This is a genomic window from Azospirillum brasilense (assembly GCF_003349955.1).
GTDB lineage: Bacteria > Pseudomonadota > Alphaproteobacteria > Azospirillales > Azospirillaceae > Azospirillum > Azospirillum brasilense_B.
The window spans coordinates 21,225-45,990 of record NZ_QLKQ01000033.1 but is presented as its reverse complement, the minus strand read 5'-3'; the positions used below and the strand labels follow the sequence as shown (position 1 = coordinate 45,990).

Annotated in this window: 19 protein-coding genes; 5 read left to right on the top strand and 14 right to left on the bottom strand. The window is 65.6% G+C overall.

The window, feature by feature from the left end:
- Nucleotides 1-74 precede the first annotated feature (74 nt).
- A complete protein-coding gene (locus DXK32_RS16010) occupies nucleotides 75-1,193 on the top strand; it encodes an NAD(P)/FAD-dependent oxidoreductase (protein ID WP_114859421.1) in 1,119 nt (372 codons plus the stop codon).
- A 28-nt stretch (nucleotides 1,194-1,221) separates the two neighbouring features.
- On the opposite strand, the gene DXK32_RS16005 is transcribed toward DXK32_RS16010, so the two are convergent.
- From DXK32_RS16005 to rfbF, 11 genes are all read right to left on the bottom strand, one after another.
- Nucleotides 1,222-1,788 carry an HAD family hydrolase gene (locus DXK32_RS16005; RefSeq protein WP_114859420.1) on the bottom strand — a complete coding sequence of 189 codons (567 nt, stop codon included), beginning with the start codon at nucleotides 1,786-1,788 and terminating at the stop codon, nucleotides 1,222-1,224.
- A 312-nt stretch (nucleotides 1,789-2,100) separates the two neighbouring features.
- Nucleotides 2,101-2,964 (bottom strand): glucose-1-phosphate thymidylyltransferase RfbA, encoded by an 864-nt coding sequence (gene rfbA, locus DXK32_RS16000; protein WP_114859419.1) that lies wholly within the window; start codon nucleotides 2,962-2,964, stop codon nucleotides 2,101-2,103.
- Between the two features lie 27 nt (nucleotides 2,965-2,991).
- Entirely contained in the window at nucleotides 2,992-3,891 is a 900-nt protein-coding gene (gene rfbD / locus DXK32_RS15995; RefSeq protein WP_114859418.1) for a dTDP-4-dehydrorhamnose reductase, read from the bottom strand.
- Nucleotides 3,888-4,943 carry a dTDP-glucose 4,6-dehydratase gene (rfbB, locus tag DXK32_RS15990; protein ID WP_114859417.1) on the bottom strand — a complete coding sequence of 352 codons (1,056 nt, stop codon included), beginning with the start codon at nucleotides 4,941-4,943 and terminating at the stop codon, nucleotides 3,888-3,890. The genes rfbD and rfbB overlap by 4 nt, the downstream gene beginning before the upstream one ends.
- A 19-nt stretch (nucleotides 4,944-4,962) precedes the next feature.
- Nucleotides 4,963-5,514 carry a dTDP-4-dehydrorhamnose 3,5-epimerase gene (gene rfbC, locus DXK32_RS15985; protein ID WP_114859416.1) on the bottom strand — a complete coding sequence of 184 codons (552 nt, stop codon included), beginning with the start codon at nucleotides 5,512-5,514 and terminating at the stop codon, nucleotides 4,963-4,965.
- A gap of 56 nt (nucleotides 5,515-5,570) precedes the next feature.
- Nucleotides 5,571-7,403 carry a glycosyltransferase family 2 protein gene (locus DXK32_RS15980; protein ID WP_205215729.1) on the bottom strand — a complete coding sequence of 611 codons (1,833 nt, stop codon included), beginning with the start codon at nucleotides 7,401-7,403 and terminating at the stop codon, nucleotides 5,571-5,573.
- Nucleotides 7,404-7,408: 5 nt separating this feature from the next.
- On the bottom strand, nucleotides 7,409-8,344 hold the full coding sequence (locus tag DXK32_RS15975) for an NAD-dependent epimerase/dehydratase family protein (RefSeq protein ID WP_114859415.1): 936 nt from the start codon (nucleotides 8,342-8,344) through the stop codon (nucleotides 7,409-7,411).
- The gene (gene rfbC, locus DXK32_RS15970) at nucleotides 8,341-8,871 is read right to left on the bottom strand and encodes a dTDP-4-dehydrorhamnose 3,5-epimerase (RefSeq protein ID WP_114859414.1); all 531 of its coding nucleotides are present in this window, start codon (nucleotides 8,869-8,871) and stop codon (nucleotides 8,341-8,343) included. Before rfbC (DXK32_RS15970) ends, DXK32_RS15975 begins: the two co-directional genes overlap by 4 nt.
- A complete protein-coding gene (locus DXK32_RS15965) occupies nucleotides 8,871-10,103 on the bottom strand; it encodes a class I SAM-dependent methyltransferase (protein ID WP_114859413.1) in 1,233 nt (410 codons plus the stop codon). The genes rfbC (DXK32_RS15970) and DXK32_RS15965 overlap by 1 nt, the downstream gene beginning before the upstream one ends.
- Complete coding sequence (rfbG, locus tag DXK32_RS15960; RefSeq protein ID WP_114859437.1) at nucleotides 10,100-11,173, bottom strand: CDP-glucose 4,6-dehydratase; 1,074 nt, start codon at nucleotides 11,171-11,173, stop codon at nucleotides 10,100-10,102. Before rfbG ends, DXK32_RS15965 begins: the two co-directional genes overlap by 4 nt.
- On the bottom strand, nucleotides 11,173-11,946 hold the full coding sequence (gene rfbF / locus DXK32_RS15955; protein WP_114859412.1) for a glucose-1-phosphate cytidylyltransferase: 774 nt from the start codon (nucleotides 11,944-11,946) through the stop codon (nucleotides 11,173-11,175). Before rfbF ends, rfbG begins: the two co-directional genes overlap by 1 nt.
- Nucleotides 11,947-12,178: 232 nt before the next feature.
- On the opposite strand from rfbF, the gene DXK32_RS32185 reads away from it, so the two are divergent.
- Genes DXK32_RS32185 through DXK32_RS15940 form a run of 4 tightly spaced genes read left to right on the top strand, consistent with a single transcriptional unit; the run spans nucleotide 12,179 to nucleotide 21,000 of the window.
- Entirely contained in the window at nucleotides 12,179-12,394 is a 216-nt protein-coding gene (locus DXK32_RS32185) for a hypothetical protein (RefSeq protein ID WP_162801195.1), read from the top strand.
- Nucleotides 12,391-13,227, top strand: coding sequence for an ABC transporter permease (locus DXK32_RS15950; protein WP_114859411.1), 837 nt, complete (start codon nucleotides 12,391-12,393; stop codon nucleotides 13,225-13,227). Before DXK32_RS32185 ends, DXK32_RS15950 begins: the two co-directional genes overlap by 4 nt.
- Nucleotides 13,217-14,626 carry an ABC transporter ATP-binding protein gene (locus DXK32_RS15945; RefSeq protein ID WP_114859410.1) on the top strand — a complete coding sequence of 470 codons (1,410 nt, stop codon included), beginning with the start codon at nucleotides 13,217-13,219 and terminating at the stop codon, nucleotides 14,624-14,626. The genes DXK32_RS15950 and DXK32_RS15945 overlap by 11 nt, the downstream gene beginning before the upstream one ends.
- Nucleotides 14,627-14,655: 29 nt before the next feature.
- Complete coding sequence (locus tag DXK32_RS15940; RefSeq protein WP_114859409.1) at nucleotides 14,656-21,000, top strand: glycosyltransferase; 6,345 nt, start codon at nucleotides 14,656-14,658, stop codon at nucleotides 20,998-21,000.
- A 36-nt stretch (nucleotides 21,001-21,036) separates the two neighbouring features.
- Here DXK32_RS15940 and DXK32_RS15935 read toward each other — a convergent pair whose 3' ends face one another.
- The 3 genes from DXK32_RS15935 to DXK32_RS15925 form a co-directional block, all read right to left on the bottom strand.
- A complete protein-coding gene (locus DXK32_RS15935) occupies nucleotides 21,037-22,125 on the bottom strand; it encodes a glycosyltransferase family 4 protein (protein ID WP_247877179.1) in 1,089 nt (362 codons plus the stop codon).
- A gap of 171 nt (nucleotides 22,126-22,296) precedes the next feature.
- Entirely contained in the window at nucleotides 22,297-23,235 is a 939-nt protein-coding gene (locus tag DXK32_RS15930) for a replication protein RepA (RefSeq protein WP_114859407.1), read from the bottom strand.
- A 452-nt stretch (nucleotides 23,236-23,687) separates the two neighbouring features.
- Nucleotides 23,688-24,647, bottom strand: coding sequence for a UDP-glucuronic acid decarboxylase family protein (locus DXK32_RS15925; RefSeq protein ID WP_114859406.1), 960 nt, complete (start codon nucleotides 24,645-24,647; stop codon nucleotides 23,688-23,690).
- Nucleotides 24,648-24,766 lie beyond the last annotated feature (119 nt).

The following is a 24,766-nucleotide window of genomic DNA, read 5'->3' as shown; positions in this document are numbered from 1 at the left end:
ACCTTGGATAGCCTTGTGCGGCGGGCGGGCCTGGTCTCTTTATGGCCATGCATGGAAGATCGGAGAGGAACACGATGGAGCGGGTGGACTGCGTGGTGGTCGGTGCCGGGGTCGTCGGGCTGGCGGTCGCCCGGCGGTTGGCCCAAGCCGGCCGGGAGGTGGTCATTCTGGAAGCGGCCGATGCCATCGGCACGGGCACCAGCTCACGCAATTCGGAAGTCATCCACGCCGGCCTCTACTATCCCACAGGAAGTGTCCGGGCGCGCCTGTGCGTCGCCGGACGCGCCGCGCTGTACGCCTACTGCGCGGCGCATGGAGTCGAGCACAAGCGCGTCGGCAAGCTGATCGTCGCCACCGACGAGGCCCAACTGCCCAGGCTGGCGGCTATCAAGGCGCAGGCTGCGGCGAACGGGGTGGATGACCTCCACGAGATCTCCGCCGCCGAGGCGGTGGTGCTGGAACCCAATCTGCGCTGCATCGGCGCCTTGATATCGCCTTCCACCGGCATCATCGACAGCCACGGGCTGATGCTGGCCCTTCAGGGCGACGCGGAAGAAGCCGGCGCCATGCTCGCCCTGCTGAGTCCGCTGAACCGCACCCACCGCACCGCTGACGGTTTCGAATTGGAGGTCGGCGGGGCGGAACCGGTGCGCATCGCCTGCACCACCCTGGTCAACGCCGCCGGGCTGGGCGCCTGGACGGTGGCGCGGAGCCTGGAGGGATTTCCCGCCAATCGGGTCCCGCCGCGCGTGCTGGCCAAGGGCAACTACTATGCCCTGGCCCGGGGGCGCTCTCCCTTCTCGCGGCTGGTCTACCCGGTTCCGGTGGAAGGGGGCCTGGGCGTCCACCTGACGATCGATCTCGGTGGCCAAGCCCGCTTCGGCCCCGACGTGGAATGGCTCGCCCCCGAGGCTTACGACCGCATCGACTATGCGGTCGATCCCCGGCGCGCCAACGGATTTTACGGCGAGGTCCGGCGCTATTGGCCGGGCCTGCCCGACGACGCCCTCGTGCCGGCCTATTCCGGAGTCCGCCCGAAGCTGAGCGGCCCCGGCCAACCGCAAGCCGACTTCCAGATCCAGGGACCGGAAGCGCACGGCGTCCCCGGCCTCGTCAACCTGTTCGGCATCGAATCGCCGGGCCTGACCTCCTGCCTCGCCATCGCCGACGAGGTGGCGTCCCAACTGGCCTGAAGCCCCAGCCGACCCGCGCCTACCCCACTCAGGACAGGTGCGGGATCAGGTCGGCGGGACGGGCAAGCGTCAGGGTCGCCGCCGTTCCTTCGGACCCTTGGGCAGACACCCGGGCAGGAGTCTGGCTCCCCTCCGCCAGCAGGATGCGCCGCCCCACGCCGGCCGCCAATGCCGCCTCCATGTCGGTCGGTTGATCGCCCAGGAACACCGAAGCGGGCAGGGCAAGGTCGAGGCGGCGGGCCGCCTCCAGGATCATGCCGGGGTTCGGCTTGCGCCAGAAGCTGTCCCGGGCGTAGCGCTCCACCACGCCATCACGGTGATAGGGGCAATGGAAGACCCCGGCGAGTTCTACGCCGTGGCTTCGGAAGACCTCCCCCATCCAACCGCTCAGATTTAGGAAGTCCGCTTCGGCGTAGCGGCCGCGGGCGATGCCGGACTGGTTGGTGATCACAGCGATGCGAAATCCCCGGTCCACCGCGTGCCTGGCCAGAGGAAAGATGCCGTCCACGAACTCGAACCGGTCGCGATGGCCGACATAGCCATGATCGATGTTCACCACCCCATCACGGTCGAGCAGCAAAGCACGACAAGTCATGCTCATGTTCCCCTCACCCTAGGGCACGAACTCTTTGCGTGACCATGAAGCCTTCATGGTGAAGAGCCGATGAGACTGCGACTGATTGCCCACCCAGCCGTCGGCTCGTGTCGTTCATGCGGAAGAGGCTCAACTTTGCACCCCACACCCACACCGCAATGCACTTTCAATGACGAACACGCCGATCTGCCGCCCAGCATTCCTGGATCCGCCGGCGCCATGGTCCGACACGAGCCGCTGCATGTGCTCGGACATCACATTCAACACCATCCCGCCGCTCTGGTCCGAAACGGACCGGGACGGTTTCTGGAGTTACTCGGTCAGGCTCAGCAGGTAGCGGCCATACTCGTTCTTCTTCAGCGGCTCGGCGAGGCGGCGCACCTGCTCGGCATCGATCCAGCCGGAGATGAATGCGATCTCCTCGGGGCAGGCGATCTGCAGACCCTGCCGATGCTGGATGGTGCGGACGAACTCCGCCGCTTCCAGAAGGCTGTCGTGGGTGCCGGTGTCGAACCAGCCATAACCGCGCCCCATCTGTTCGACCGACAGGCGGCCGGCCTCCAGATAGGCGGCGTTGACCGAGGTGATCTCCAGTTCGCCGCGCGGCGACGGCTTCACCGCCGCGGCGATGTCCAGCACGTCGTTGTCGTAGAAGTACAATCCGGTGACCGCCCACTTGGAACGCGGGTTGACCGGCTTCTCCTCAATGCTGAGTGCGCGGCCCTGCGCGTCGAACTCGACCACGCCGTAGCGTTCCGGGTCGCGGACGCCGTAGGCGAAGACACGGGCGCCCTGGGTGTTCTCGCCCGCCTGGCGGAGCAGGCTGGTCAGGCCGTGACCGTAGAAGATGTTGTCGCCGAGCACCAGCGCGCAGCTGTCGTTGCCGACGAACTCGCGGCCGATGATGAAGGCCTGGGCGAGACCGTCGGGCGAGGGCTGCGCCGCGTAGGTCAGGTTGATGCCCCACTGCGATCCGTCGCCAAGCACGGTCTGAAACAGCGCCTGATCGTGCGGCGTGGTGATGATCAGGATGTCCTGAATTCCTGCCAGCATCAGCGTGCTGAGCGGGAAGTAGATCATCGGCTTGTCGTAGATCGGCAGGAGCTGCTTGCTGATCGCCCGCGTCACCGGATAAAGCCGGGTGCCGGACCCGCCGGCCAGGATGATGCCCTTCATGATCGCGCCGCCTGTCGTGGAATCGTCTTAGGATGCGGGGGAGGAAAGCAACTCGTCGAGCACACGGTCCAGGCTGTCTTCCCAGCGCGGTGCCTCGATGCCGAAAGCGGCCCGGATGCGGGTGCAGTCCAGCCTGGAGTTGGCCGGCCGGCGGGCCGGGGTCGGGTAGTCGGCCGTGGCGATGGCCTGCAGGCGCGGGCGCCGGCCGGTGGCCGTCTCCAGCCGCTGAAAGACGCGCTCAGCGAAGCCGTGCCAGGTCGTCTCGCCCGTTCCGGTAAAGTGGTAGGTGCCCCAGGGAGCGTCGCTTCCGGTGTCCTTGGTCTCAGCGATCCGCCCGGCGATGGCCACGATGGCGGCGGCGATGTCGGACGCCGCCGTCGGTGCGCCATGCTGGTCGGCGACCACGCGCATCTCCTCGCGCTCGCGCCCGAACCGCAACATGGTCTTGACGAAGTTGGCTCCATGCGCGGCATAGACCCAGGAGGTGCGCAGGATGACATGTTGCGGCAGCGCGGCGCGCACCGCCGCCTCTCCGGCCTCCTTGCTGGCGCCGTAGACGCCGAGCGGGGCAACCGGATCATCCTCGGTGTAGGGCGCCGGTTTCGTGCCGTCGAACACATAGTCGGTGGAAATATGGATCAGCGGCACGCCACGAGCCGCGCAGGCCGCGGCGAGGCGAGCCGGGCCGTCGCGGTTGACGGCGAAGGCAGCCTCGCGGTCACCCTCGGCCTTGTCCACGGCGGTGTAGGCAGTCGCGTTGACGACGAGATCGGGAGCGTGCTTCGCCACCGCCGCCTCCACCGTTTCCGGCCGGGCCATGTCGACGTCCGGCCGAGCCAGCCCGACCAAGTCGGTGCCCAGCGGCCAGGCGGCCCGCATCAGCTCGGTGCCGACTTGCCCGCTGGTGCCGAGGATCAGGATCTTCATGCCGCGTCGAGCCCCAGCCGTTCGCCACGGTAGGAGCCGTTGAGGATGGCTTCCCACCAGGAGCGGTTCTCCAGATACCATTCGACCGTCTTGCGCAGACCGGTCTCGAAGGTCTCCTGGGGCCGCCACCCCAGCTCGCGGGTGATCTTGGAGGCGTCGATGGCGTAACGCTTGTCATGGCCCGGCCGGTCGGCGACGAAGGTGATCAGCCGGTCGTGCGGCGCGCCGGCCGGGGCCAGCTCGTCCAGCAGAGCGCACAGTGTCCGCACCACATCCAGGTTGGTGCGCTCGTTGTAGCCGCCGATGTTGTAGCTTTCGCCGATCACGCCCTTCTCCAGCACCAACCGCAGGGCGCGGGCGTGGTCCTCGACGTAGAGCCAGTCGCGGACATTGTCGCCCTTGCCGTAGACCGGAAGCGGCTCTCCCTTCAGACCCTTGAGGATCATCAGAGGGATCAGCTTCTCCGGGAAATGGTAGGGGCCGTAGTTGTTCGAACAGTTGGTCAGGACCACGGGCAGGCCGTAGGTCTCGTGCCATGCCCGCACCAGATGGTCGCTCGACGCCTTGCTGGCCGAATAGGGCGAGTTCGGGCTGTAGGCGGTCGTCTCGGTGAAGAAGCCCTCGTCACCCAGCGTGCCGAACACTTCGTCGGTGGAGATGTGGTGGAAGCGGAAGGCCGCGCGCTCGTCGGCCGGCAGCGACGACCAATAGCCGCGCACCGCCTCCAGCAGGCGGAAAGTGCCCACAACGTTCGTCTGGATGAATTCCCCCGGCCCGTCGATGGAACGGTCCACGTGGGACTCAGCGGCCAGATGCATGACGGCGTCCGGCCGGTGTGCGGCAAAGACGCGGCGCAACTCCTCGCCGTCGCAGATGTCGACCTTCTCGAACGCGTAGCGCGGGTTGGTGGCGGCCCCCGGCAGCGAGGACAGGTTGGCGGCGTAGGTCAGCTTGTCAACGTTGACGACGAAGGCGTCGGTCTCGGCCAGAAGTTGACGGACGACGGCCGAGCCGATGAATCCAGCTCCGCCCGTAACGAGAATGCGCTTCATCAAGACACCTGCCCCTTCGTCAGAAACACTCGTCGAGCTCGGCAAGCCGCGGATGCTTGAGATCCTTGTCAGAGAGCAGGGCTTTGCCGGCCGCGATTGGCCACTCGATCCCCAGAGTCGGATCGTTCCACAGCAAACCGCGGTCATGCGCAGCCGAATAGAAGTTCGTGACTTTGTATACCACTTCGGTATTGGGTTCCAGCGTGCAGAAGCCGTGCGCGAAACCGACCGGAACAAGAATTTGGTTCCATTCCTCGGCGCTGATCACCGCGCTGACGTGCTGACCGAAAGTGGGCGAGCCCTTGCGGATGTCGACCGCGACGTCAAGGATGGCACCACGAACCACCCGCACCAGCTTGTCCTGCGCGAAGGGCGGCAGTTGGAAATGCAGTCCCCGCACCGTGCCCACCTCCGCCGAGAGGGACTGGTTGTCTTGCACGAAGTCGTAATGCAGCCCCGCCGCCTCGAACGTCTTCTTATTGTAGGTTTCCGAGAAGAATCCGCGATGATCGCCAAATTTCTTCGGGCGGATAATCTTCACTTCGGGAATGGAGAGTGCGACGACATCCATGGCCGGTGACCTTTTTGGTTCAATGTTGCGGCGTTCAAACCGGAAACGGGCTTTGGTCAGCAGAGGACAAGCTCGAAGTTCGGCGGCCGGGCGGCGAAATACGGGCTGTAGAAGGGGTCTGTCTTGACGCGCTCCCCCCAGCGTTCCAGGAAGATGGCCTGTTCATGCGCGGCGACGGAACGTTCACGGTTGCGACTCTCAAAATGGAACAGCTCCGCCTGCGCCGTGTAGACGATGCGCAGGCCGCGCTCCCAGACTTTTAGGCACAAATCGATGTCATTATAGTTAACGGCGAGTGACTCCTCGAAGCCGCCCACCTCCTCGAACAGCGCGCGGCGCAGCAGCATGCACGCCCCGGTCACGGCCATGTAGTTGCGCTGCCCAGCCGTGCTGAAGAAGTAGCCGGGATCGTCGCCGCTGAAGCCGCGCCGGATGTGGTCCGGCAACCCGGCGCAGAAGGTCACGCCCACATGCTGGAGCGTGCCGTCCTCGAAATACAGCTTCGCCCCCACCACGCCGACGCCAGGGCGCTGCGCCAAGCTCAGCATGGCCTCCAGCCAGTCAGAGTTGATGACTTCCGTGTCATCGTTGAGGAATAGCACGTAATCGCCCGTGGCGGCCCGCGCGCCCAGGTTCATCTTGGCGGCGATGTTGAACGCCGGATCGGCGTAATGGACGTATACCACCCCATAGGCATCGAGCGCCGCCGCCGTCTCGGGCCGTAGGTCGCCGTTGTGCACCACGATCAGTTCGAGGTTGTGGTAACTGGACGTCTCCACGATCGAGCGCACGCAGTTCACCACGAGGTCGACCGGCTTTCCCCGCACCTCGCTCATGCGAGCGGCGGAAGGAATGACGATGGAAACCTTGGGCTCCCCCTCGATACAGCGGCGCACGTCAAAGCAACCGCCGAAGCGGTTCGGTCGCACGAAGGCGAGCCGACCGGTGCGCTCCACCCGCGCGGTGAGCGCGCGCACCGCCGCATCGACGACATAGTCCTTGCTGTTCATCGATGCCGCGGTGGAACCGGGAATGGCGCGCCAATGGTAAAGAATCTTGGGAATGTGCGCGACCTTGCCGACATGCTCGGTGAAGCGCAGCACGAAATCATAATCCTGCGCCCCGTTGAAGTCAGAGCGGAAACCGCCGACACGCCGCACGAGGGACGTCCGGTAACAGGCGAAATGCGCCGTGTACATGCAGGATTCGAGATACTCAGGCGACCAGTCTGGCTTGAAGAAAGGCCCGTAACGCTCCGTTCCGTCCGAAGAAATCTTGTCCTCATCGGAATAGATGAAGTCGAGATCGGGATCGAGGGCGAGGGCGAGGGCAAACTCGTAGAGCGCGTTCGGGGCGATGGTGTCGTCGTGATCCATCAGGCAGATGAAATCGCCCGTGGCCATGTCCAATGCGGTGTTGGTAGCCTCTGCGATATGCCCGTTGCTCGTGCGGAAGGTGACCTTGACGCGAGGATCTTCGGCGGCGTGGCGCTCCAGGATGGCGCGCACATGCGGCTGCCGGGACGCGTCGTCGGCGATGCACAGCTCCCAGTCCGGATAGACCTGGGCGCGCACGGAATCCAAAAAGGCTTCCAGCACGTCGGCCGCCGTTTCGTAGGTCGGCACGACGATGGAGAAGCGCGTCCGGCGGCGAAGCTGGGCGGCTTCCGCCCGCATGGCCACCAAGCTGGCTGCGTCCAGGCGCTCGTGCGCGGCGATCCAATGCCCGTACGAAACTCTCGTCTCGAAATGGCGCAGGAAATCATCGACCAGAAGGTCGGTATGCTTGACGCGAGTCAGGCGCGCGAGGTTGCGCATCACCCAACGGGGACTCCACACCTGCGTGGCGATATGACGCAGCGCGTCGGGAGAGCTCAGCAGGCGGCTCAAGGACCTCAGCATCGCGGTCGCCACCACTCCACAGCATCCCTCAAGCCACTCTCCAGGTCGAAGCGTGGATGGAAGCCGACCTGGTCGCGCAGCACGCCAACGGCGGCGGCCAGCCGCGGCGGATCACCGGCCGGCGCCGGCCGCGCGCCGAGCCGCACCAGGTCCGGCCGGCCGATCAGGCGCGCGATGACGTCGACCACCGTGCTCAGCGGCAGGGCCGTACCCGACGCGATGTTGACCGGCCCGGTGTGGTTGCTTTCCAGAAGTGCGACGAAGGCGCGTGCGACGTCGGCAACGTGCATGAAGTCGCGCTCCTGCCGGCCGTGCGAGCACAGCGCGGGTTCGCCTTTGAGCAGGGAGGTTATCACGTCGGGCACGAAGCGGCTCGGCGCCTCGTGCGGTCCGTACAGGAAGAAGATGCGGCCCCAGGCAACCTCGACCCCGAGCGCCCCCGCGGTTCCCTCGGCGAGCGTGCGGAACGCGTTCTTCGCTTGCCCATAGAGGGTGTGCGGCGCCAGCGGGGTCGTCGCCTCCGACAGTTCGGCGTGGCTCCAGTCGTACTCGGCGCAGGTCCCGGCGAGCACCGCGCGCTTGCCCCCGCAGGCGGCGAAGGCACGGTAGAGCCGCAGGCTGGCGGCCACCCAGTCGAGGTTGTCGGGCGCTGTCCAGAACCTCCCCGGAACGGCATTCCAAGCCAGGTGCAGCAGGTGCGTCGGCCGCACCGTCTCGACCACGCGGGCGGCGTCGCCCTCGGCCAGCAGGTCGCACAGGTGGAAGACCACCCCCGCTGCCATTTCGGAAGGTAGGGGTGACCGTCCTGCGGCGTGCACCTCCCAACCACGGGCGACCAAGTCGGGCAGTGCATGGCGGCCGATGAACCCTCCACCACCCGTCACCAGCACGCGCCGGGGCCGCCGGTCAATCGATAACGGGCCGGTCATGGGGTAAACAGCGTGTAACCTGCGTCCCGCTCCGACAGGATCGGTTTGGGAATAGGCCAAGCTATGGCAAAGGCCGGGTCGTCCCAACGCACGCCGCTGGCCAACTCCGGCGCGTGCATGTCCGTCATCTGGTAAAAGACCTCGGCTCCGTCCACCAACGTTTGGAACCCGTGCGCGAAACCCGGCGGGATGTAGAGCGCGGTGTGGTTCTCCGCCGTCAGTTCCACCCCTTCCCAGCGCAGGTAGGTGGCGGAGTCGGGCCGCAGGTCGAGCAGCACGTCCCAGATGGCCCCGGTGGTGCAGCGGACGAGCTTGCCTTCCCGGCTCGGCGCCTTCTGGAAATGCATCCCGCGCAACGTGCCCCGGCGCGCGTTCCAGGACACGTTGCATTGGACGAAGGACGTGGATAGCCCGTGCGCGGCGAATTCGTCCTGACAGAATGTCCGGGCGAAGAAGCCGCGCGGGTCTTCGCGCCGCTCCAGCTCGACAGCGCAGGCGCCGGCCAGGGAGAGCGGGCGAAACCGCATCAGAGGACCTGCACCGTCGGAATGGGCACGACGAACTTGCCTCCCCAGGACCGGATCTCAGCCATCTGGGTCATGACTTCGTCCTTGAGGTTCCAGGGCAGGATCAGGACGTAGTCGGGCTTGGCCTCCAGGATCGCCTCCGGGGCCTTGATGGGAATGCGCGTGCCGGGAAGATAAAGTCCCTGCTTGTGCGGGCTGCGGTCCACGGTGAAGGCCACGAACTCCGGCCCGACCCCCAGATAGTTCAGCAGCGTGTTGCCCTTGGCTGGAGCGCCGTAGCCGACGACCGTCTTGCCGGCCGCGTGCGCGTCGATCAGGAACCGCAGGACCTCGCGCTTGGTGGTCTCGACCGTACGGCCGAAGCTGCGGTAGGTGGCGATGTCGCGCAGGCCGGCGGCGGCCTCGCCGGCGCGGATCGCCTCGACCGCGGCGGTCACCGGGCGGCTGGTGTCCTCAGCGTGGCGCACGAACAGGCGCAGCGAACCGCCGTGGGTCGGCAGTTGCTCGACGTCGAACACGGCGAGCCCGTGGCGGGCGAACACCTTCTCCACGGCCAGCAGCGACAGGTACGAGAAGTGCTCGTGATACACCGTGTCGAACTGGTTTTCCGCGATCAGGCGCTGCAGGTGCGGGAACTCGAAGGTGATGGTGCCGGTCGGCTTCAGCAGGACCTTGAAGCCGGCGACGAAGTCGTTGATGTCCGGAACATGGGCCAGGACGTTGTTGGCCGCCATCAGATCAGCCGACTTGCCCTCGCCCTTCAGGCGCTCGGCGGTCTCCACTCCGAAGAAGGCAACGTCGGACGGGATGCCCTTCTCGACGGCGACCTTGGCGACATTGGCCGCCGGTTCGACGCCCAGGACAGGCACGCCGCGCTGCTTGAAGTACTGGAGCAGATAGCCGTCGTTGCTGGCGATCTCCACCACGAGCGAACACTCGTCCAGGCCCAACCGGTCGACCATCTTCGCCGCGTAGGCGTTGGCGTGGTCGAGCCAGCCCTGCGAGAAGGACGAGAAGTAGAGATAATCGCTGAAGATGTGCTCCGGGCTCTCGAATTCCTCGAGCTGCACCAGGAAGCAGCCGGTGCACACGTAGACGTGCAGCGGGTAGAACGGCTCCATGGCCTGGAGCTTTTCCGGCTTCAGGAAGGAATTGGCCAGCGGGGACACGCCGAGGTCGACGAAGGTCTCGGTCAGCGGGGTTCCGCAGAAGCGGCAGCAGCTCTTGCTCACGGTTTTTTTCCGTCCATCTGCTCGTAGCGTTCAATCTGGTCGAGGGTGACGCGTTCAACGTTTTCGCCGGCGTGGTAGCGGCGGAACCAGTCGACGGTCCAATCCAGGCAGTCGGCAAGACCGAGGCGCGGTTCCCACCCGAGCTGCATCCGCGCCTTTGAGGAATCGACGCGCAGGTAGGTGGCCTCGTGCGGGTGGTCACCGCCGATCAGCTCCCACGCGGCGCCGTCGCCCCAGCGTCCCACCACATGCGAGACGATCCAGGAGACGGGGCGCGCGTCGTCGTCCGACGGGCCGAAGTTCCAGGCGTCGGCATGGTCAGCGGGATTCCCCCACAGCCTTTCGGCCAGCAGCAGGTAACCGCCCAGCGGCTCCAGAACATGCTGCCAGGGCCGGATGGCGTGCGGGTTGCGCACGGGGATGGCGCGTCCGGCCATCAGCGCGCGCATGCAGTCGGGCACCAGCCGGTCGAGCGCCCAGTCGCCGCCACCGATCACATTGCCCGCGCGCGCTGACGCGATGGCCGCGGCTTCCGGTTTGCCGAAGAAAGACCGCCGCCAGGCGGAGGTGACCAGCTCGGCGCATCCCTTGCTGGCGCTGTAGGGGTCGTAGCCCCCCATCGGCTCGGTCTCGCGGTAGGGCCAGGGCCACTCCCGGTTCTCGTAGCACTTGTCGGTGGTGACCACGACGCAGGCCCGCAGGCTCGGGCAGCGCCGCGCCGCCTCCAGGACATGCACCGTGCCCATGACGTTGGTCGCGAAGGTTTCGACCGGCTCGTCGTAGGACAGGCGGACCAAAGGCTGGGCCGCCATATGGATGAGGATCTCCGGCTCCGCCGCACGCACGGCCGCGTCCACGGCGGCGGGATCGCGGATGTCGCCGATGCGGGAGTCCATCCGGCGCTCCAGCCCGGCAAGCGCGAACAGGCTGGGGTCCGTCGGCGGCTCGAGCGCCAGACCAGTGACCTTGGCGCCCATATTCAGCAGCCACAGGCTCAGCCACGATCCCTTGAAGCCGGTGTGCCCAGTGACAAGCACCCGCTTGCCGTTCCAGAAAGCAGGATTGGCCATCACCAGACCTTCCAGGGAGCCCCGCCGCCCGCCCACAGCTTTTCCAAGTGGTTGCGGTCGCGGATGGTGTCCATCGGCTGCCAGAAGCCGTCGTGGTGGAAGGCGTGGAGTTGGCCATCGCTGGCCAGACGGGTCAGCGGCTCGCTTTCCAGCGTCGTATGGTCGGCCTCGATGTAATCGATCATCTTGGGCGACATCACGAAGAAGCCGCCGTTGATCCAGCCGCCATCGCCCAGCGGCTTCTCCCGGAAGCCGGTGACAGACGTGCCGTCGATCTCCAGGGCGCCGAAACGGCCCGGCGGGCGCACTGCGGTGACCGTGGCGAGCTTGCCGTGCGACTGGTGGAAATCGATCAGGTCGGCGATGTTCACGTTGGAGACGCCGTCGCCGTAGGTCAGGCAGAAGGTTTCATCGCCGATGAAATCGCGCACGCGGCGCACGCGCCCGCCGGTCATGGTCTCCAGCCCCGTATCGACCAGGGTGATGCGCCAGTTTTCGGCGCGACCATGATGCACTTCCATCGAATTGCTAGCCAGGTCGAACGTCACGTCCGCCATGTGAAGGTAGTAATTCGAAAAGTACTCCTTAATAAGATAACCTTTGTAACCAAGGCACACGATGAAATCGTTAATCCCATACTCTGAATATATCTTCATGATATGCCAGAGGATCGGACGACCTCCGATCTCGACGAGCGGTTTTGGCTTGATTTCGGTCTCTTCGGCAAGACGCGTTCCCATTCCCCCGGCGAGAATCACCGCTTTCCTGACCATCTTCCCCTCGCAACCCCTCATCACGATTTCCGTTCGGTGCAGGCCCCTATCCCAGCGCCAAACGGGTCTCTGGTTAGCACGGATAGCCCCAGCGTCGTCAAGTTGGCGTTTCCTTGGATTGCCAGAGTCGTCAGTGCTGGGGTATGAAGGCGCATGATGAACTGCATCAATTTCCGCCACGCGGACGATCGTGCTTCCGCCGAAACAATCGCGGCGGATAATATGTGCACACATGCTTGTCGTCGGGATTGCCGGTGCACGAGGGCGCGAACGTTTTTCCGCAGCGCTGCCAGGATTGCTTGGGCATCGCGGCAGGGTCATTATGACCTTTGGTGACTTGACGGCGCTTGAATTCATGCGTCACGCGCCCGGCACGTCCGTGCATCCGCCATCCGGCGCGCGTTTTTCCGAACATGGCATGCCAAAACACAACTTGATCGTGACATGACCTTCGCCTTCCGCACCGCCACGCTTCCGTTGCGAATGCTCCTGCGCATCTGGGGCAACCGCTTCCTGATCGTCCAGCTGATCCGGACCGAGCTTTCCAGCCGCTATCGCGCGTCCTTCTTTGGCGTCCTGTGGACGCTGATCAACCCGCTCGTGATGATGCTGATCTACACGCTGGTGTTCGGCGGCGTGTTCCAGGCAAAGACGCCTATGAGCCACAGGGCCGCCACAGGGCCGGCCGACTTCGGCGTCTTCCTGTTCACAGGTCTGATCGTCTTTTCGTTCTTCTCCGAAGTCATCAGCCGATCACCGCAGTTGATCCTGTCCAACGTCAACTACGTGAAAAAGGTCGTCTTCCCCCTGGAGGTCCTGTCAGTTGTTGCGGTCGGCGCGGCTTTGGTCCAGGCAGCGATGAACATGGTCGTTCTGCTTGCCTTTGCTGTGATCCTCTATGGAGTGCCTTCGGCGACCGCACTCCTGCTTCCCCTGGTGTGGCTGGCGTTGATCCCGATGGTGCTCGGGGTTTCCTGGTTCCTGGCGTCCGTCGGCGTCTACCTCCGGGACACGAGCCAAGTCATCGGCTTCATCATCACCTTCATGATGTTCCTCGGCCCGCTCTTCTATCCAGTCAGCGCCATGCCGGAAGAATTCCGCTGGCTCATCATGCTCAACCCGCTGACCTATCCCATCGAGGCCAGCCGCGACGTGCTGCTCTATGGCAACCCGCTCGACCCCGCCGCCTTCCTCATGTTCGGTGCGATCAGCGGTGCGGTCATGCTTCTCGGATGGGTGTGGTTCCACCGCACCCGCAAGGGGTTCGCCGATGTCCTCTGATATCCTTCTGTCCGTCCGCAACGTCGGCAAGCGCTACCAGATCTATCAGAACCCTCATCACCGGCTCTGGGAGATGCTGTCACGCGGGCACCGGTCCTATCACCGGGACTTCTGGGCCCTGCGCGATGTTTCGTTCGACGTGCACCGGGGCGAGACCCTGGGCATCCTGGGACGCAACGGCGCCGGCAAATCGACGCTGCTGCAGATCCTCTGCGGCACTGTGACGCCCACCGAAGGATCGGTCTCCGTCACCGGACGAATCTCGGCCCTGCTGGAGTTGGGCAGCGGGTTCAATCCCGAGTTGACGGGCCGGGAGAACATTTTTGTCTACAGCGCCATCCTTGGCCTGAGCCGAGCCCAGGTGCAGGAGCGCCTGGACGACATCCTGGCCTTCGCCGACATTGGCCAGTTCGCCGATCTGCCAGTGAAGACCTATTCCAGCGGCATGTTCGTCCGCCTGGCCTTCGCCGTCGCCATACACGTCGACCCGGAACTCCTGGTGGTGGATGAAGCCCTGGCCGTCGGCGATCTGAAGTTCCAGCAGCGCTGCTTCCGTCGGATCGAGGACATGCGCCAGTCCGGCATGTCCATCCTCTTCGTCAGCCACGACCTGGAAACGATCAAGCGCTTCTGCAACCGCGCCATCGCCCTGCACGACGGCCGGGCGGTGATGTCCGGCCACCCTCACGACGTCACCGCTTGGTACATCGCCCTCATGGCGGCGGACTTCGACGTGGCGAAGCTGAACTTTTCCCAAGGCGGGGACGCGGTGGAAGCCGAAGCGCCCATAGGGATCGAGGCAGCCGCTCCCACCTCCGGAAGCACCCCGGAGCCCGTCCTCGAGGCCCCCTCCGAGGCGACCGTCTCCACGTTGCAGCGCATGAACCGGCACGGCGACGGCACCGCCCGCATCCATCGCGTCTGGGCGTCGACGTCGCCAACCAGCGATCCGGTGATCGCGGTCCTGGAGAAGCCGGTCGAATTCTGTCTGGAGGTCGAATTCTTCGAGGATTACCCGACCTACATCTTCGGCCTGCTCATCAAGGACCGCTTCGGCACCGAGCTGATCGCCCTCAACAGCGAGCAGGAAGGCTTCAAGGTCCCGCCGGCGCGGGCCGGCGACCGGTTCGTCTTTTCGTTCCGTTTCATCACGACGCTGACGCCGGGGGAATATTCCCTGTCGGTGACCATGGCGTACGATCAGTATTCGATGAAATGGATGGATTGGGTGGATTACGCTCTGTCGGTCCGGGTGGTCGACGAGCGCACGGACCGTCTGGTGTTCGGCATGGTCCTGCCGCCCGAACGCGTGCTTTCGGCCCGGGCCCTGCCGAGAGCGGACTCTGCCCTGCTTCAAGGAGCGGCGGCAGACGCGCGCCCCCGTTCGGCAACCTCCTGACGCTCCGCCATCGGAACATGTGACCAGCCATGACGAACCCGTCCTTGTCTTACGAACTCGACGTTTACCAACGGTACAAGACGCTCAGGGACATTGTCGGCGGCTTCGAGGAATCCCGGATTTTCCAGGCCATCGAACGGCCGAGCATCCTGGACGTCGGGTCGGGAAACACCACCTTCACCCGCGAATTCCTGGGTGACCGCTACGACATCCTGCGCTCAGACACGGAGGCGCTGGACGAGCCCGACATCGTCCGGCTCGTCCCCGGCGTTCCGCTGCCGTTCCCCGACCGCTCCTTCGATCTGGTGATCTCCATGGACGTGCTGGAACACGTCCCGGCCGATCAGCGTCCCATGTTCCTGGCGGAGGTGGCGCGCGTTTCCCGCCACGCCTGCATCGTCGCCTGCCCGAACGGCATTCCCGAGGTTGCGGAGGCGGAAAAGCGCTTCGCCGCCCTTCACCACGCCCTGTTCGGCCCCCACCGCTTCATGGACGAGCATCGGGAATACGGCCTGCCGGCGCCGCAGGACATCCTGGACGCCCTGCACAGGGAAGGACTGGACGTCACGGTCATCGGCAACATCCCCCTGCCGCTCTGGGAAACCTGCATCTTCGCCGACCTGCTGGCGTACAGCGACGAAGAGGCCAAGCCCATCACCACGGTGCTGCACGAGTTGCAGAACAGGAGCCAGCCCGCCGCCAGCCTGACCGGAAGCGAGCCATACCGGAAATTCTTCGTGGCGGCCCGCACGCCCGAGCTTCTGACGGCGCTGAAAAACCCGCCCGAGCCCGAAGGCGGCATTCCCGCGCCTCTGGCCGAACTGCTCGACAGCAACGCCGGCTATGCCGGGATGATCACCGTGGAACTTCTGCGGGAATGGAGGCGCCGCAACGCCTCCTGGAGCGAAGCGGAGGCGCGCGCCAGCGTCCTGGACGGGATCGTGGCGGACAAGGACACCCACATCCAGGGCCTCCAGGAGGTGGTTGCGGGTAAAGACGCCCACATCCAGGGCCTGGAAACCTACGCGGCCGAAAAGGACCGCGAAATCGGCGGTCTGCATCAAAGCCTTCAAAAGAAAGAGAGCTTGATTGAGCAGAAAGATGCCCTGACCGGAACCCTCGCGCAGAGCTTCACCACCTGCGTGGCGGAAAAGGACCAGCGGATCAGCCTGCTTCACGACGCCCTTCATCAGAAGGACGCCATCATAGAGCAAAAAGAAACGGCCAACGCGATGCTCGAGCAGGAAAAAGGCAAACTCGGACTGCGGATCGACGCCCTGGACGCCGCCATCCGTGAAAAGGACGCGATCATCGCCCGGACGCGGATCCGGCAGGGAGTCGGACGGCTCATCGAAGCCCTGACCCGCCGGCTCGAGCAGACCGAAGCCGCGACGACCATTACCCGGGCTTCGCGGGGCGTCATTCCGCCACGCGTCCTGCGCAAGGCGCGGCACCTGCGGAAGGGGACCTCGCTGTTCCTGAGCGGAAGCCCGAACGCCCAATCCCTTCTCCTGGCGCTCCGCTACGCGGACCGGCTGTTCGACCATCGATTCTACCTGGCCACCAACCCGGATGTCGCAAGCCGGAGCAAGCCCCTGGCGCACTACGTGGCGCATGGCTGGCGGGAGGGGCGCAAGCCACACCCGCTGTTCGACCCCGCCTTCTACCTGCAAGCCAATCCCGACGTGGCGGCAAGCGGCGTCGAACCGTTGGCCCACTATGTCGATCACGGCTGGCGGGAAGGACGCAAGCCCAACCCGCATTTCGACCCGACCTTCTACCTGCGGACCAACCCCGACGTGGCGGCGAGCGGCACGGAGCCGCTCGCCCATTATCTCGCCCGCGGCTGGCGGGAAGGGCGCCGGCCCAACCCCTATTTCGATCCCGCCCGCTACATCGAGGCCAACCCCGACATCGGGGCGAGCGGCGCGGAACCGCTGACCCACTACGTCCTGCACGGCTGGCAGGAAGGGCGTCCCACCGGACTGGAGCAGGACGCCGCAGCCGAGAATGAGGCGGCGAATCCGGCGGGCCAAGCCGGGGAGGAGGGCGCGCCCTACACGCCGCCGGTCGGGCTGCTGCCCTGGTTCTCCCCACTCACCGTGAAGGTGGACCCGACGCTGGCGACGAACCCGCACCTCAACGTGCTCGTGCCCGGCCTCGCCATGAAGCACATGTCGGGGGGTCCGAACACCGCGATCAACTTGGCCTACCGTCTGGCGGCGCTCGGCGTATCCGTCCGCTTCATCGCCACCGACGCCCCGACCGACGCCGATCCCGCTCCGTTCTGGCGCCATGTCCGCCTGATCAGCGGCGTCGACCGCGCGCTGCCCAATGCGACCCTGGTGGACGCGTCCGACCGGACGAAGACGCTGCCCATCGGCGTCAACGACGTCTTCATGGCGACCGCTTGGTGGACCGCGCAGATGGCGAAATACGCGGTCGCCAAGACAAACCATCGCCGCTTCGTCTACCTGATCCAGGATTACGAGCCGATCCTGCACCCGGCCTCCACCCAGTCGGCCCTGGCGGAGGAGACCTATGCGCTCGACCACGTCCCGGTGATCAACACCAGCCTGCTGAAGGAATTCCTGGCGGAGCGGAAGATTGGCCGTCACGCCGACCCCGCCTTTTCCGAACGCGCCATCGCGTTCGAGCCCGCCGTGGACCAAGCCCGCTTCCACAAGGCCGAGAAGGCCGGCGGGCGCCGGACGCTGCTGTTCTACGCCCGACCGACGAACGGCCTGCGCAACCTGTTCGAGATGGGCGTGGCCGCTCTTCAGAAGGCCATCCACGACGGCGTCTTCGACCCCGCGGAATGGGATTTCGTTGGCATGGGCGAGGCCTTCGCCCCCGTCCAGCTGGGCCCGAGCGCCTGGCTCAAGCCGGCTCCCTGGCTCGACTTCGACGGCTACGCCCGGCAGATGCGGGAAAGCGACATCCTGCTGTCCCTGATGCTGTCGCCCCACCCCAGCTACCCGCCCATCGAGATGGCGCTGTGCGGCAAGCCGGCGGTCACGACGGTGTTCGCCAACAAGACCGCGGAGCGGCTGGCCGAGCTGTCGCCCAATATCATCGGCACCGAGGCGACCATCGAGGGCATCGCCGGCGGCCTTGCCGAAGCCCGGCGCCGCCTGGACAGCGGCATCTGCCGGTCCGGCGCGCACGGCCTCTATCCCAGCGACTGGGACACCAGCTTCGCCACGGCGGTCCCACGCCTGTTCGAGGCGCTGCTCGAGCTTTTCGGAGCGCCACCCCTGCCCGAGGCGGAGCGGCTGGGACAGGAGCCGGCAGGCCGCGTCTTCCCCGGCTACCGGTTCTGGCCGACCGACCGCTACGGCCTGCTGCGCTTGGCTTCGGTGCGCGAACGCAAGCCGCTGTACACCGATCCTGAGCCCGGGTTGCTCAGCTTCCTGACGACGGTGTGGAACACCGACCCGCGCTACGTCGCGGAACTGGCCGAAAGCGTCTTCGCCCAGGACTGCGGCACCGGATTCGAATGGATCATCCTGGACAACGGCAGCGTGCGCGAAGACACCATCGCGCTGCTGGCGGAACTGGGCCGGCATCCGTGCGTCCGGCTGTTCCGGGCCGAGGAAAACCTCGGCATCATCGGCGGCATGCGCTATTGCCTGGAGCGCGCGAAAAACCGCTACATCGTGCCGCTCGATTCCGACGACCTGCTGACGCCCGACTGCGTGCGCGTCGTGACCACCGCCCTGAAGCGGGCCGGCTATCCGGCCCTGGCCTACACCGACGAGGACAAGGTCCTGGGCGCGACCTTCCGCGACCCGTACTACAAGCCCGACTGGGACCCGGTGCTGTTCGCCAATTCCTGCTACATCGCGCACCTATGCTGCATCGACCGCGATCGGGCTCTGGCCCTGGACGTCTATGGGGACGTACGGACAGAGGGCAGCCACGACTGGGACACCTTCACCCGCTTCTACCGTGCCGGTCACACGCCGCTCCACGTCCCCGAACTGCTCTACACTTGGCGGATGCACGAAAGCTCCACCGCGGGCAACATCAACTCCAAGAGCTACATCACAGATTCCCAGCGCGCGGTGTTGGAGAAGTTTCTCGGCGAACGGAACGGCCGCTACACGGTCGAGCGCTCACCGCTGTTTGGCAACACGCCGGACTGGGTCTTCAAACGCACCCGTGAGGCGCCGTCCCCGGTAACCACCGTCGTCCTGCACGCCGACGGCGCCGCGCCGGGGCCGAAGCTCGATCCGACCATTCCCCACGACATCGTCCGCCTTGGCCCTGGGGCCAAGCTGGCGGACCTTCTGGAAGTCGCCCGGTCCTGCGCCGAACGCGGGGCGCTCGTCCACCTCCAGTGGGCGGGTGTCGAGGCCGAGGGACAGGAATGGCCGTGGGAAGCCATGACCTGCTTCGAGCTGTTCCCCGATACGGTGATTGTCGGCGGCCGTATCCGCCAAGGCGACCGGGTCACGGCCGCCGCTTCCTATCTCGGCTTCGGACATGGCTGCGGCACACCGGACGCCGGGCGCCAAATGGCCGATCCCGGCTACTTCGCCCAGATGTTCAAGATGCGCTCGGTCGGTGCGGTTCCGGTGCAGCACTGCGTCGTTTCGGCCACGTTCCTTGTCGAGGCGCTGCCCAGGTTGGTGCAGGCGGAGATCGGCTTCGCCCAGATCGGCGCTTGGCTGGGGGCCGCCGCCGCAGAACGCAACTGCCGGGTCGTCTATTCGCCGCTCTTCCTCGGGCGGGCGGGCGACTCCGACCCCGACGCGCTGGTCCCGGAGGCCGAACGCGCCGCGTTCCGGATGGCCTGCGGCGGCCAGCCTCCGGGCCGGCGCTTCCTGTCGCCCCATTTGGGGCTGACGATCGAGACCGCCTACACCCCGCTGTCCCGCGACGAGCGGCGTCGGCAGGAGGAGCAGGCGAAATCCTGGAAGGCGGCCTCTTATTCGGTCGGGCTGGACGCGGCACTGATCGCCCGGCTGGTCCGTCACCCGGCACCGGCGCACCCGCCGTCCATCGCGATCCTGACGAGCGTCTACGAAAAGACGCCGGTCGACTGCTTCCGGGATCTGGTGCGTTGCCTGTTCGAGCAAACCGTTCCCTTCGCCGAATGGGTGCTGCTGCGCAACGGACCGGTGCCGGCCGAACTGGACGGCATCCTGAAGGAGCTGGAGGCCGAACCGCGCGTCCGGCTTCTGGATGCGCCACAGAACCTCGGAATCATAGGGGCCATGGGCCGCTGCCTGGAGGCCGCCTCGGCCGAATGGATCGTCCCCATGGACGCGGACGACCTGTTGACCCGCGACGCCTTGCAACGGATTGCCGTCGAGATCGAGTCCTCAGCCCCAGCCTTTCTCTATTCCGATGAGGACATCCTGCAAAACGGTGTGTCCGGCTCGCCTTACCACCGCCCGGCTTTCGATCCGGTGCTCAACATCGCTGATTCCTACATCTGGCACCTGTGCGCCTTCCGGCGGGACAAGGCTCTGGAACTCGGCGTCTACTCCGACAAGGCCGCTGAATATTGTCATGACTGGGACACGGTCACTCGCTTCGCCACCGCCGGTGAGACCATCGCCCATGTTCCGGAAGTCCTCTATCATTGGCGGGTCCACCAGACCTCCAACAGCAACAGCGGCACGGCCAACACTGGCTCGTTGCGCTCCGCGGAGCGGGTGATGGGCAAGGTGATTGCCGCGCAGGCGAACCCTGGCCTCTACGAAATTGATGCCTTCCCGATCTTCCGGGGACAGGAGCAGTCGGCCATCCTGCGCCGGCCGGTGTCGCCCCTGCCCATCGATCTGGTCCTTCTGACCCAGGGCACGCCGGACGCCGGATGCGCGAACTCGCAAGCCGCCGCTTCCGCGCTGTGCCGGTCCGTCCACATGGTGGCGAATACGGATGCTGCAAGTCTGCTTGAGCGACTGGGGGATGCGCTCGCCTCGGTGACCGCATCCCATGTCCTGGTTCTGCGCGAAGGGCTGCGGGTTGAGGACGCTGCGCTGTGGGAAGCGATGCGCCTGTTCGAGATGCATCCCGACATGGTGTTGGTTGGCGGGCGTGTTCTCGATGGCCAGGAGCGGGTCGTGGAGTGTTGCGGCATCGCCACTCCGACGTCCAGCGGTGCTGTGCGGTTCCCCTGGCTCGGCCTGAAACGGGGCGACCCTGGCCCCTTCGCCATGGCGTTGAAACCGCAGACCGCCGCGACCGTGCCCGACGGCTTCTTCATCGCGGACGTCGCATTCCTGCGCGGCAACTCCCTGCGGGTTGCCGCGGCAGAGGCGCCAGCCGGCGGTCTCGGCAGTATCCTGGGCGATGCTGCCCGGCACATGGGCCGTCGGGTGGCCTATTCCCCGCTGATCGAAGCGAAGCTTCAAAGGTAGGAAGCGGGCTTGCGCTGAAGTGGCCGACGCTCTGCTTCAGCGGCCGCCGGCCGCTGCGCGCAGAGCGTCGACCAACTGCGGCGCGGTGACGGACAGCGCGTAGCGCTCCTCCACCAGTTGCCGGCCTGCCGCGCCCATGCGGGCCCGCAGCGCCGGGTCAGCGGCCAGCCGGCCGAGGGCATCGGCCCAAGCGTCCTCGCCGTCAGCCAGGAAGCCGTTCACCCCATGCTGCACCAGGGTGGTGTTGACTCCGACCGGAGAGGCAACGACCGGACGACCCGCCGCCATGTACTGGATCAGCTTGTAGCCGCATTTGCCGCGCTCCCAAGGGCTGTCCGGCAGAGGCATGATGCCGATATCGAAGCGGCTCAGTTCCTCGGTCTCGCCGTCCTCGCGCCAGGGCAGGCAGTCCGCCGGCACCGGCAAGGCGAGATTCGAAGCTCCAATGACCCGCAACCGCAGGATCGTTGCGAGACGGGCAAGCGCCCCCCCAACCATACCAAGATAGCGCGCTGTGGATGGCGAGCCGATCCACCCCACGATTGCCGGACGTCTTGGTTTGCCGCTGCCACATTCGTCGGAAACGGGAAGCAGCGGATAGCGCGCGAGATCCACAACCGTCGGCAGGAGGCGAACGTCGGGACAGCCGGCGCCACGCGCCCAGTCGGCAAGGTAGGGGCTGCCGGCCAGAACAATCCGTGCGTTGCGGGCAAGCGCTGTGAACTTGCCACCGAGCAGCGCGCGCACCGGCGCCAGCCGGTGGCCGGCGTAGCGCTCGAACCACGCATCGTCGATGTCCATGACATAAGGGGTGCGGCCAAGCCCTGCCGCGGCTTCCGCCTTGAAGGGCAGCCAAGGCAGGGCTTCTTTTTCCAACCAGACCACGCCATGGCGTCGCGCGCTGCGGAGAGCGGCAAGGCGCCGGGCATAGGCAGCGGCGATCTGACGCCGATCGAGCGGTTCACCGCCGTAAAGCCTTTGCAGATAACCGTCATCGAGCAACGGAGCCTCGATCACCTGGAAGCCGGCATCGCGCAAGGCCGGTAGGTAGGCGAGGAAACGCAGGCGGCTGCTCGCTCCCAACCGGCCATAGCGGGTCAGCATCAGAACCGAGGAAGCGGTCACCGTGACCGATCCAGCTGTCGTTCGTTCCGTTGGGCGCAACGATTTGCCGTCATCTGCTTAGGCCCGTCGGGTTTCGGCTGGGTGCCTGGTGAAGGACGACAATTGGAAGGTTTCTGTGACCGGGTGGGCAGGAGGGGCGCTTGGAGTCTTGTCGCGTCCCTTCACGGTCCGTCAGCGCATGAGTTGAGTCATCTTGCGCTCCGGAATTGGCGGCGGTGAGGGGTGCAGGAGAAGCCCATGCTCCTCTACGTCAACCCGCGCGTCGGGATAGACCGCGAGCGCCAGCTGCAGAGCCTCGATGAAGCGTTTCCGGAAATCGCGCAGCCGGGCATAACCCGCGCCGAACTGTTCGAACACCGCTGGCCAAGTGATGGTCGTTGCCTTGTTCAGACTGTGCAGCCGGTAGGCCAGCCAGATGTAGATGTCGATGCTTGTGCTGTTGTTCTGGATGTGCCGCAGCGCCGGCTCCCAAATGGGCACTGGATGAGCCTTCAGTTCGCGGAAGAAGGCTTCGGAGAGGAGGACGCGGTCTTCCCACAGCGTGCCTTGCGGCGAATTGTGTTCAGACGAGAAATGAATGCCGCCCTTGACGATCGAGTCCTTCTCGAAACCCAGGCTGTTGGCATCTTCCCAGGCGAAGGTCAGGTTGCATGCGGCGATCCGCGAGGCCTGTTCCCGGATGTCGCGGTATGTCTGCCCGCCCACCGAGAGGCCCATGCGGTCCAGCCAGTCGTGCATGCTGCGGCCCAGTTCGACCTCCCGGCTGTCGGTCTGGAGGGCACGGGTTTGCAAATAGAGCAGAATCATCCGCGCACGGCTTCCGTAAGGAACGCCGTAGAGCTTGAAACCACCGCCGCGTACCGGCAGTCGACCGGGTTCGATCAGCAGACGAATCCGGTGGCCGCGCCGCTCCCAAGGCTGGTCGTCGGGCAGACGGCGATGGGGAAGCGCGGTCAAGGCAAAACCTGAATAGGTAATGCCAAGCTCCTGCCGTTCCTCCTCCAAGACCGCCGCAGCGATGTCGATCAGCGAGCGCTGCTCCGGATCGCTCTGGAGTGCTTTCGCCTGCTCACGGCCCACCTGACTGATCAGGCGATGCAACTGGCCCATAGCGCGCTGTTCTCGCCGTTTGTTCCAGATCAACTTAGGTTTCGATCCATAACACGGTAGGTTGATGGCGGCAATTTGGAATCTTGTCGCGCAGACTATTTGTAAGGTTACTAGATTTACCTATTTGTTTGAGCGACAAGACTCCAGTAGAGAATCGCGAGTCGCGCGACAAGAGTCCAGGAATCCCGCGACAACACTCCAGTGGATAACCGGTTCCATCTGTGGAAGCTTGGGGTGACGCGACAAAACTCCAGGTTTTTCCTTGCGAATCGTGGGTTTGCGGCGAATCGGGCGGGAACGCGAGTCGCATCGCGACTCGTTCCGGCCATCGACTGGCGGTTTTTCAGCCGATGGACAGGTCGGAAAGGTGGAGAATGGAGCTGTCGAGCCTGGGGCGATGAGGGAAGGGCGCGACAAGACTCCAACCCCGCAAGGCCTGTCCGTGGCCGGTGTCAGGCGAAGAAGCGGTGGCGGAAATCGTCGATCGTGCGCGCCAGCCCCTCGTGCAGCGGTACCGCCGGTTCCCAGCCCAGCAGGGTCTTGGCCTTGGTGATGTCCGGGCGGCGCTGCCGGGGGTCGTCCTGGGGCAGCAAGCGGTGCTCGATGGCTGAGTGCGAACCGGTCAGCGCGATCACCCGCTCGGCCAGTTCCAACATGGTGAATTCGCCCGGATTGCCGATGTTGATCGGGCCGGTGACACCAGGGTCGGAGTCCATCAGCCGCATCATGCCGTCGATCAGGTCGTCGACGTAGCAGAAGGACCGCGTCTGCGCGCCGTCGCCGTAGACGGTGATCGGTTCGCCCCGCAGCGCTTGCATGATGAAGTTGGAGACGACGCGGCCGTCGTTGGGATGCATGCGCGGTCCGTAGGTGTTGAAGATGCGCATCACCTTGATCTGCACGCGATGCTGCCGGTGGTAATCGAAGAACAGCGTCTCGGCGCAGCGCTTGCCCTCGTCGTAGCAGGAGCGCGGGCCGATAGGGTTGACGTTGCCCCAATACTCCTCCGGCTGGGGGTGGACGACGGGATCGCCGTAGACCTCGCTGGTCGAGGCCTGGAGGATGCGGGCATTCAGGCGCTTGGCCAGCCCCAGCATGTTGATGGCGCCGTGCACGCTGGTCTTGGTCGTCTGCACGGGGTCGTGCTGGTAATGGATCGGCGAGGCCGGGCAGGCCAGGTTGTAGATCTCGTCCACCTCCACATAGAGCGGGAAGGTGACGTCGTGCCGGATCGCCTCGAAGCGCGGGTTACCCAGCAGATGGGCGATGTTCGCGCGCGCGCCGGTGAAGTAGTTGTCCACGCACACCACCTCGTCGCCGCGCGCAAGAAGCCGTTCGCACAGGTGCGAGCCGAGGAAGCCGGCGCCGCCGGTCACCAGGACGCGTCGATTGTAGCTGCGGATTCCGGCCATGGTGTTCCCCTTGGCAACGTTTCTCTGACAATGGCTCTTGGGCGGCCAGGCCCTTCGTGGAGAGGAATGCGCGCCGATGGCCGGATGTCCAGAAATTTGGGCGGGGGCGTGCGGCCGGC

Excerpts from the sequence above, each read along its gene's own strand:
- DXK32_RS16010 (WP_114859421.1), top strand. The coding sequence starts at position 75 with ATGGAGCGGGTGGACTGCGTGGTGGTCGGTGCCGGGGTCGTCGGGCTG.
- DXK32_RS16005 (WP_114859420.1), bottom strand. The coding sequence starts at position 1,788 with ATGACTTGTCGTGCTTTGCTGCTCGACCGTGATGGGGTGGTGAACATC.
- rfbA (WP_114859419.1), bottom strand. The coding sequence starts at position 2,964 with ATGAAGGGCATCATCCTGGCCGGCGGGTCCGGCACCCGGCTTTATCCG.
- rfbD (WP_114859418.1), bottom strand. The coding sequence starts at position 3,891 with ATGAAGATCCTGATCCTCGGCACCAGCGGGCAAGTCGGCACCGAGCTG.
- rfbB (WP_114859417.1), bottom strand. The coding sequence starts at position 4,943 with ATGAAGCGCATTCTCGTTACGGGCGGAGCTGGATTCATCGGCTCGGCC.
- rfbC (WP_114859416.1), bottom strand. The coding sequence starts at position 5,514 with ATGGATGTCGTCGCACTCTCCATTCCCGAAGTGAAGATTATCCGCCCG.
- DXK32_RS15975 (WP_114859415.1), bottom strand. The coding sequence starts at position 8,344 with ATGACCGGCCCGTTATCGATTGACCGGCGGCCCCGGCGCGTGCTGGTG.
- rfbC (WP_114859414.1), bottom strand. The coding sequence starts at position 8,871 with ATGCGGTTTCGCCCGCTCTCCCTGGCCGGCGCCTGCGCTGTCGAGCTG.
- rfbG (WP_114859437.1), bottom strand. The coding sequence starts at position 11,173 with ATGGCCAATCCTGCTTTCTGGAACGGCAAGCGGGTGCTTGTCACTGGG.
- rfbF (WP_114859412.1), bottom strand. The coding sequence starts at position 11,946 with ATGGTCAGGAAAGCGGTGATTCTCGCCGGGGGAATGGGAACGCGTCTT.
- DXK32_RS32185 (WP_162801195.1), top strand. The coding sequence starts at position 12,179 with ATGCTTGTCGTCGGGATTGCCGGTGCACGAGGGCGCGAACGTTTTTCC.
- DXK32_RS15950 (WP_114859411.1), top strand. The coding sequence starts at position 12,391 with ATGACCTTCGCCTTCCGCACCGCCACGCTTCCGTTGCGAATGCTCCTG.
- DXK32_RS15945 (WP_114859410.1), top strand. The coding sequence starts at position 13,217 with ATGTCCTCTGATATCCTTCTGTCCGTCCGCAACGTCGGCAAGCGCTAC.
- DXK32_RS15940 (WP_114859409.1), top strand. The coding sequence starts at position 14,656 with ATGACGAACCCGTCCTTGTCTTACGAACTCGACGTTTACCAACGGTAC.
- DXK32_RS15930 (WP_114859407.1), bottom strand. The coding sequence starts at position 23,235 with ATGGGCCAGTTGCATCGCCTGATCAGTCAGGTGGGCCGTGAGCAGGCG.
- DXK32_RS15925 (WP_114859406.1), bottom strand. The coding sequence starts at position 24,647 with ATGGCCGGAATCCGCAGCTACAATCGACGCGTCCTGGTGACCGGCGGC.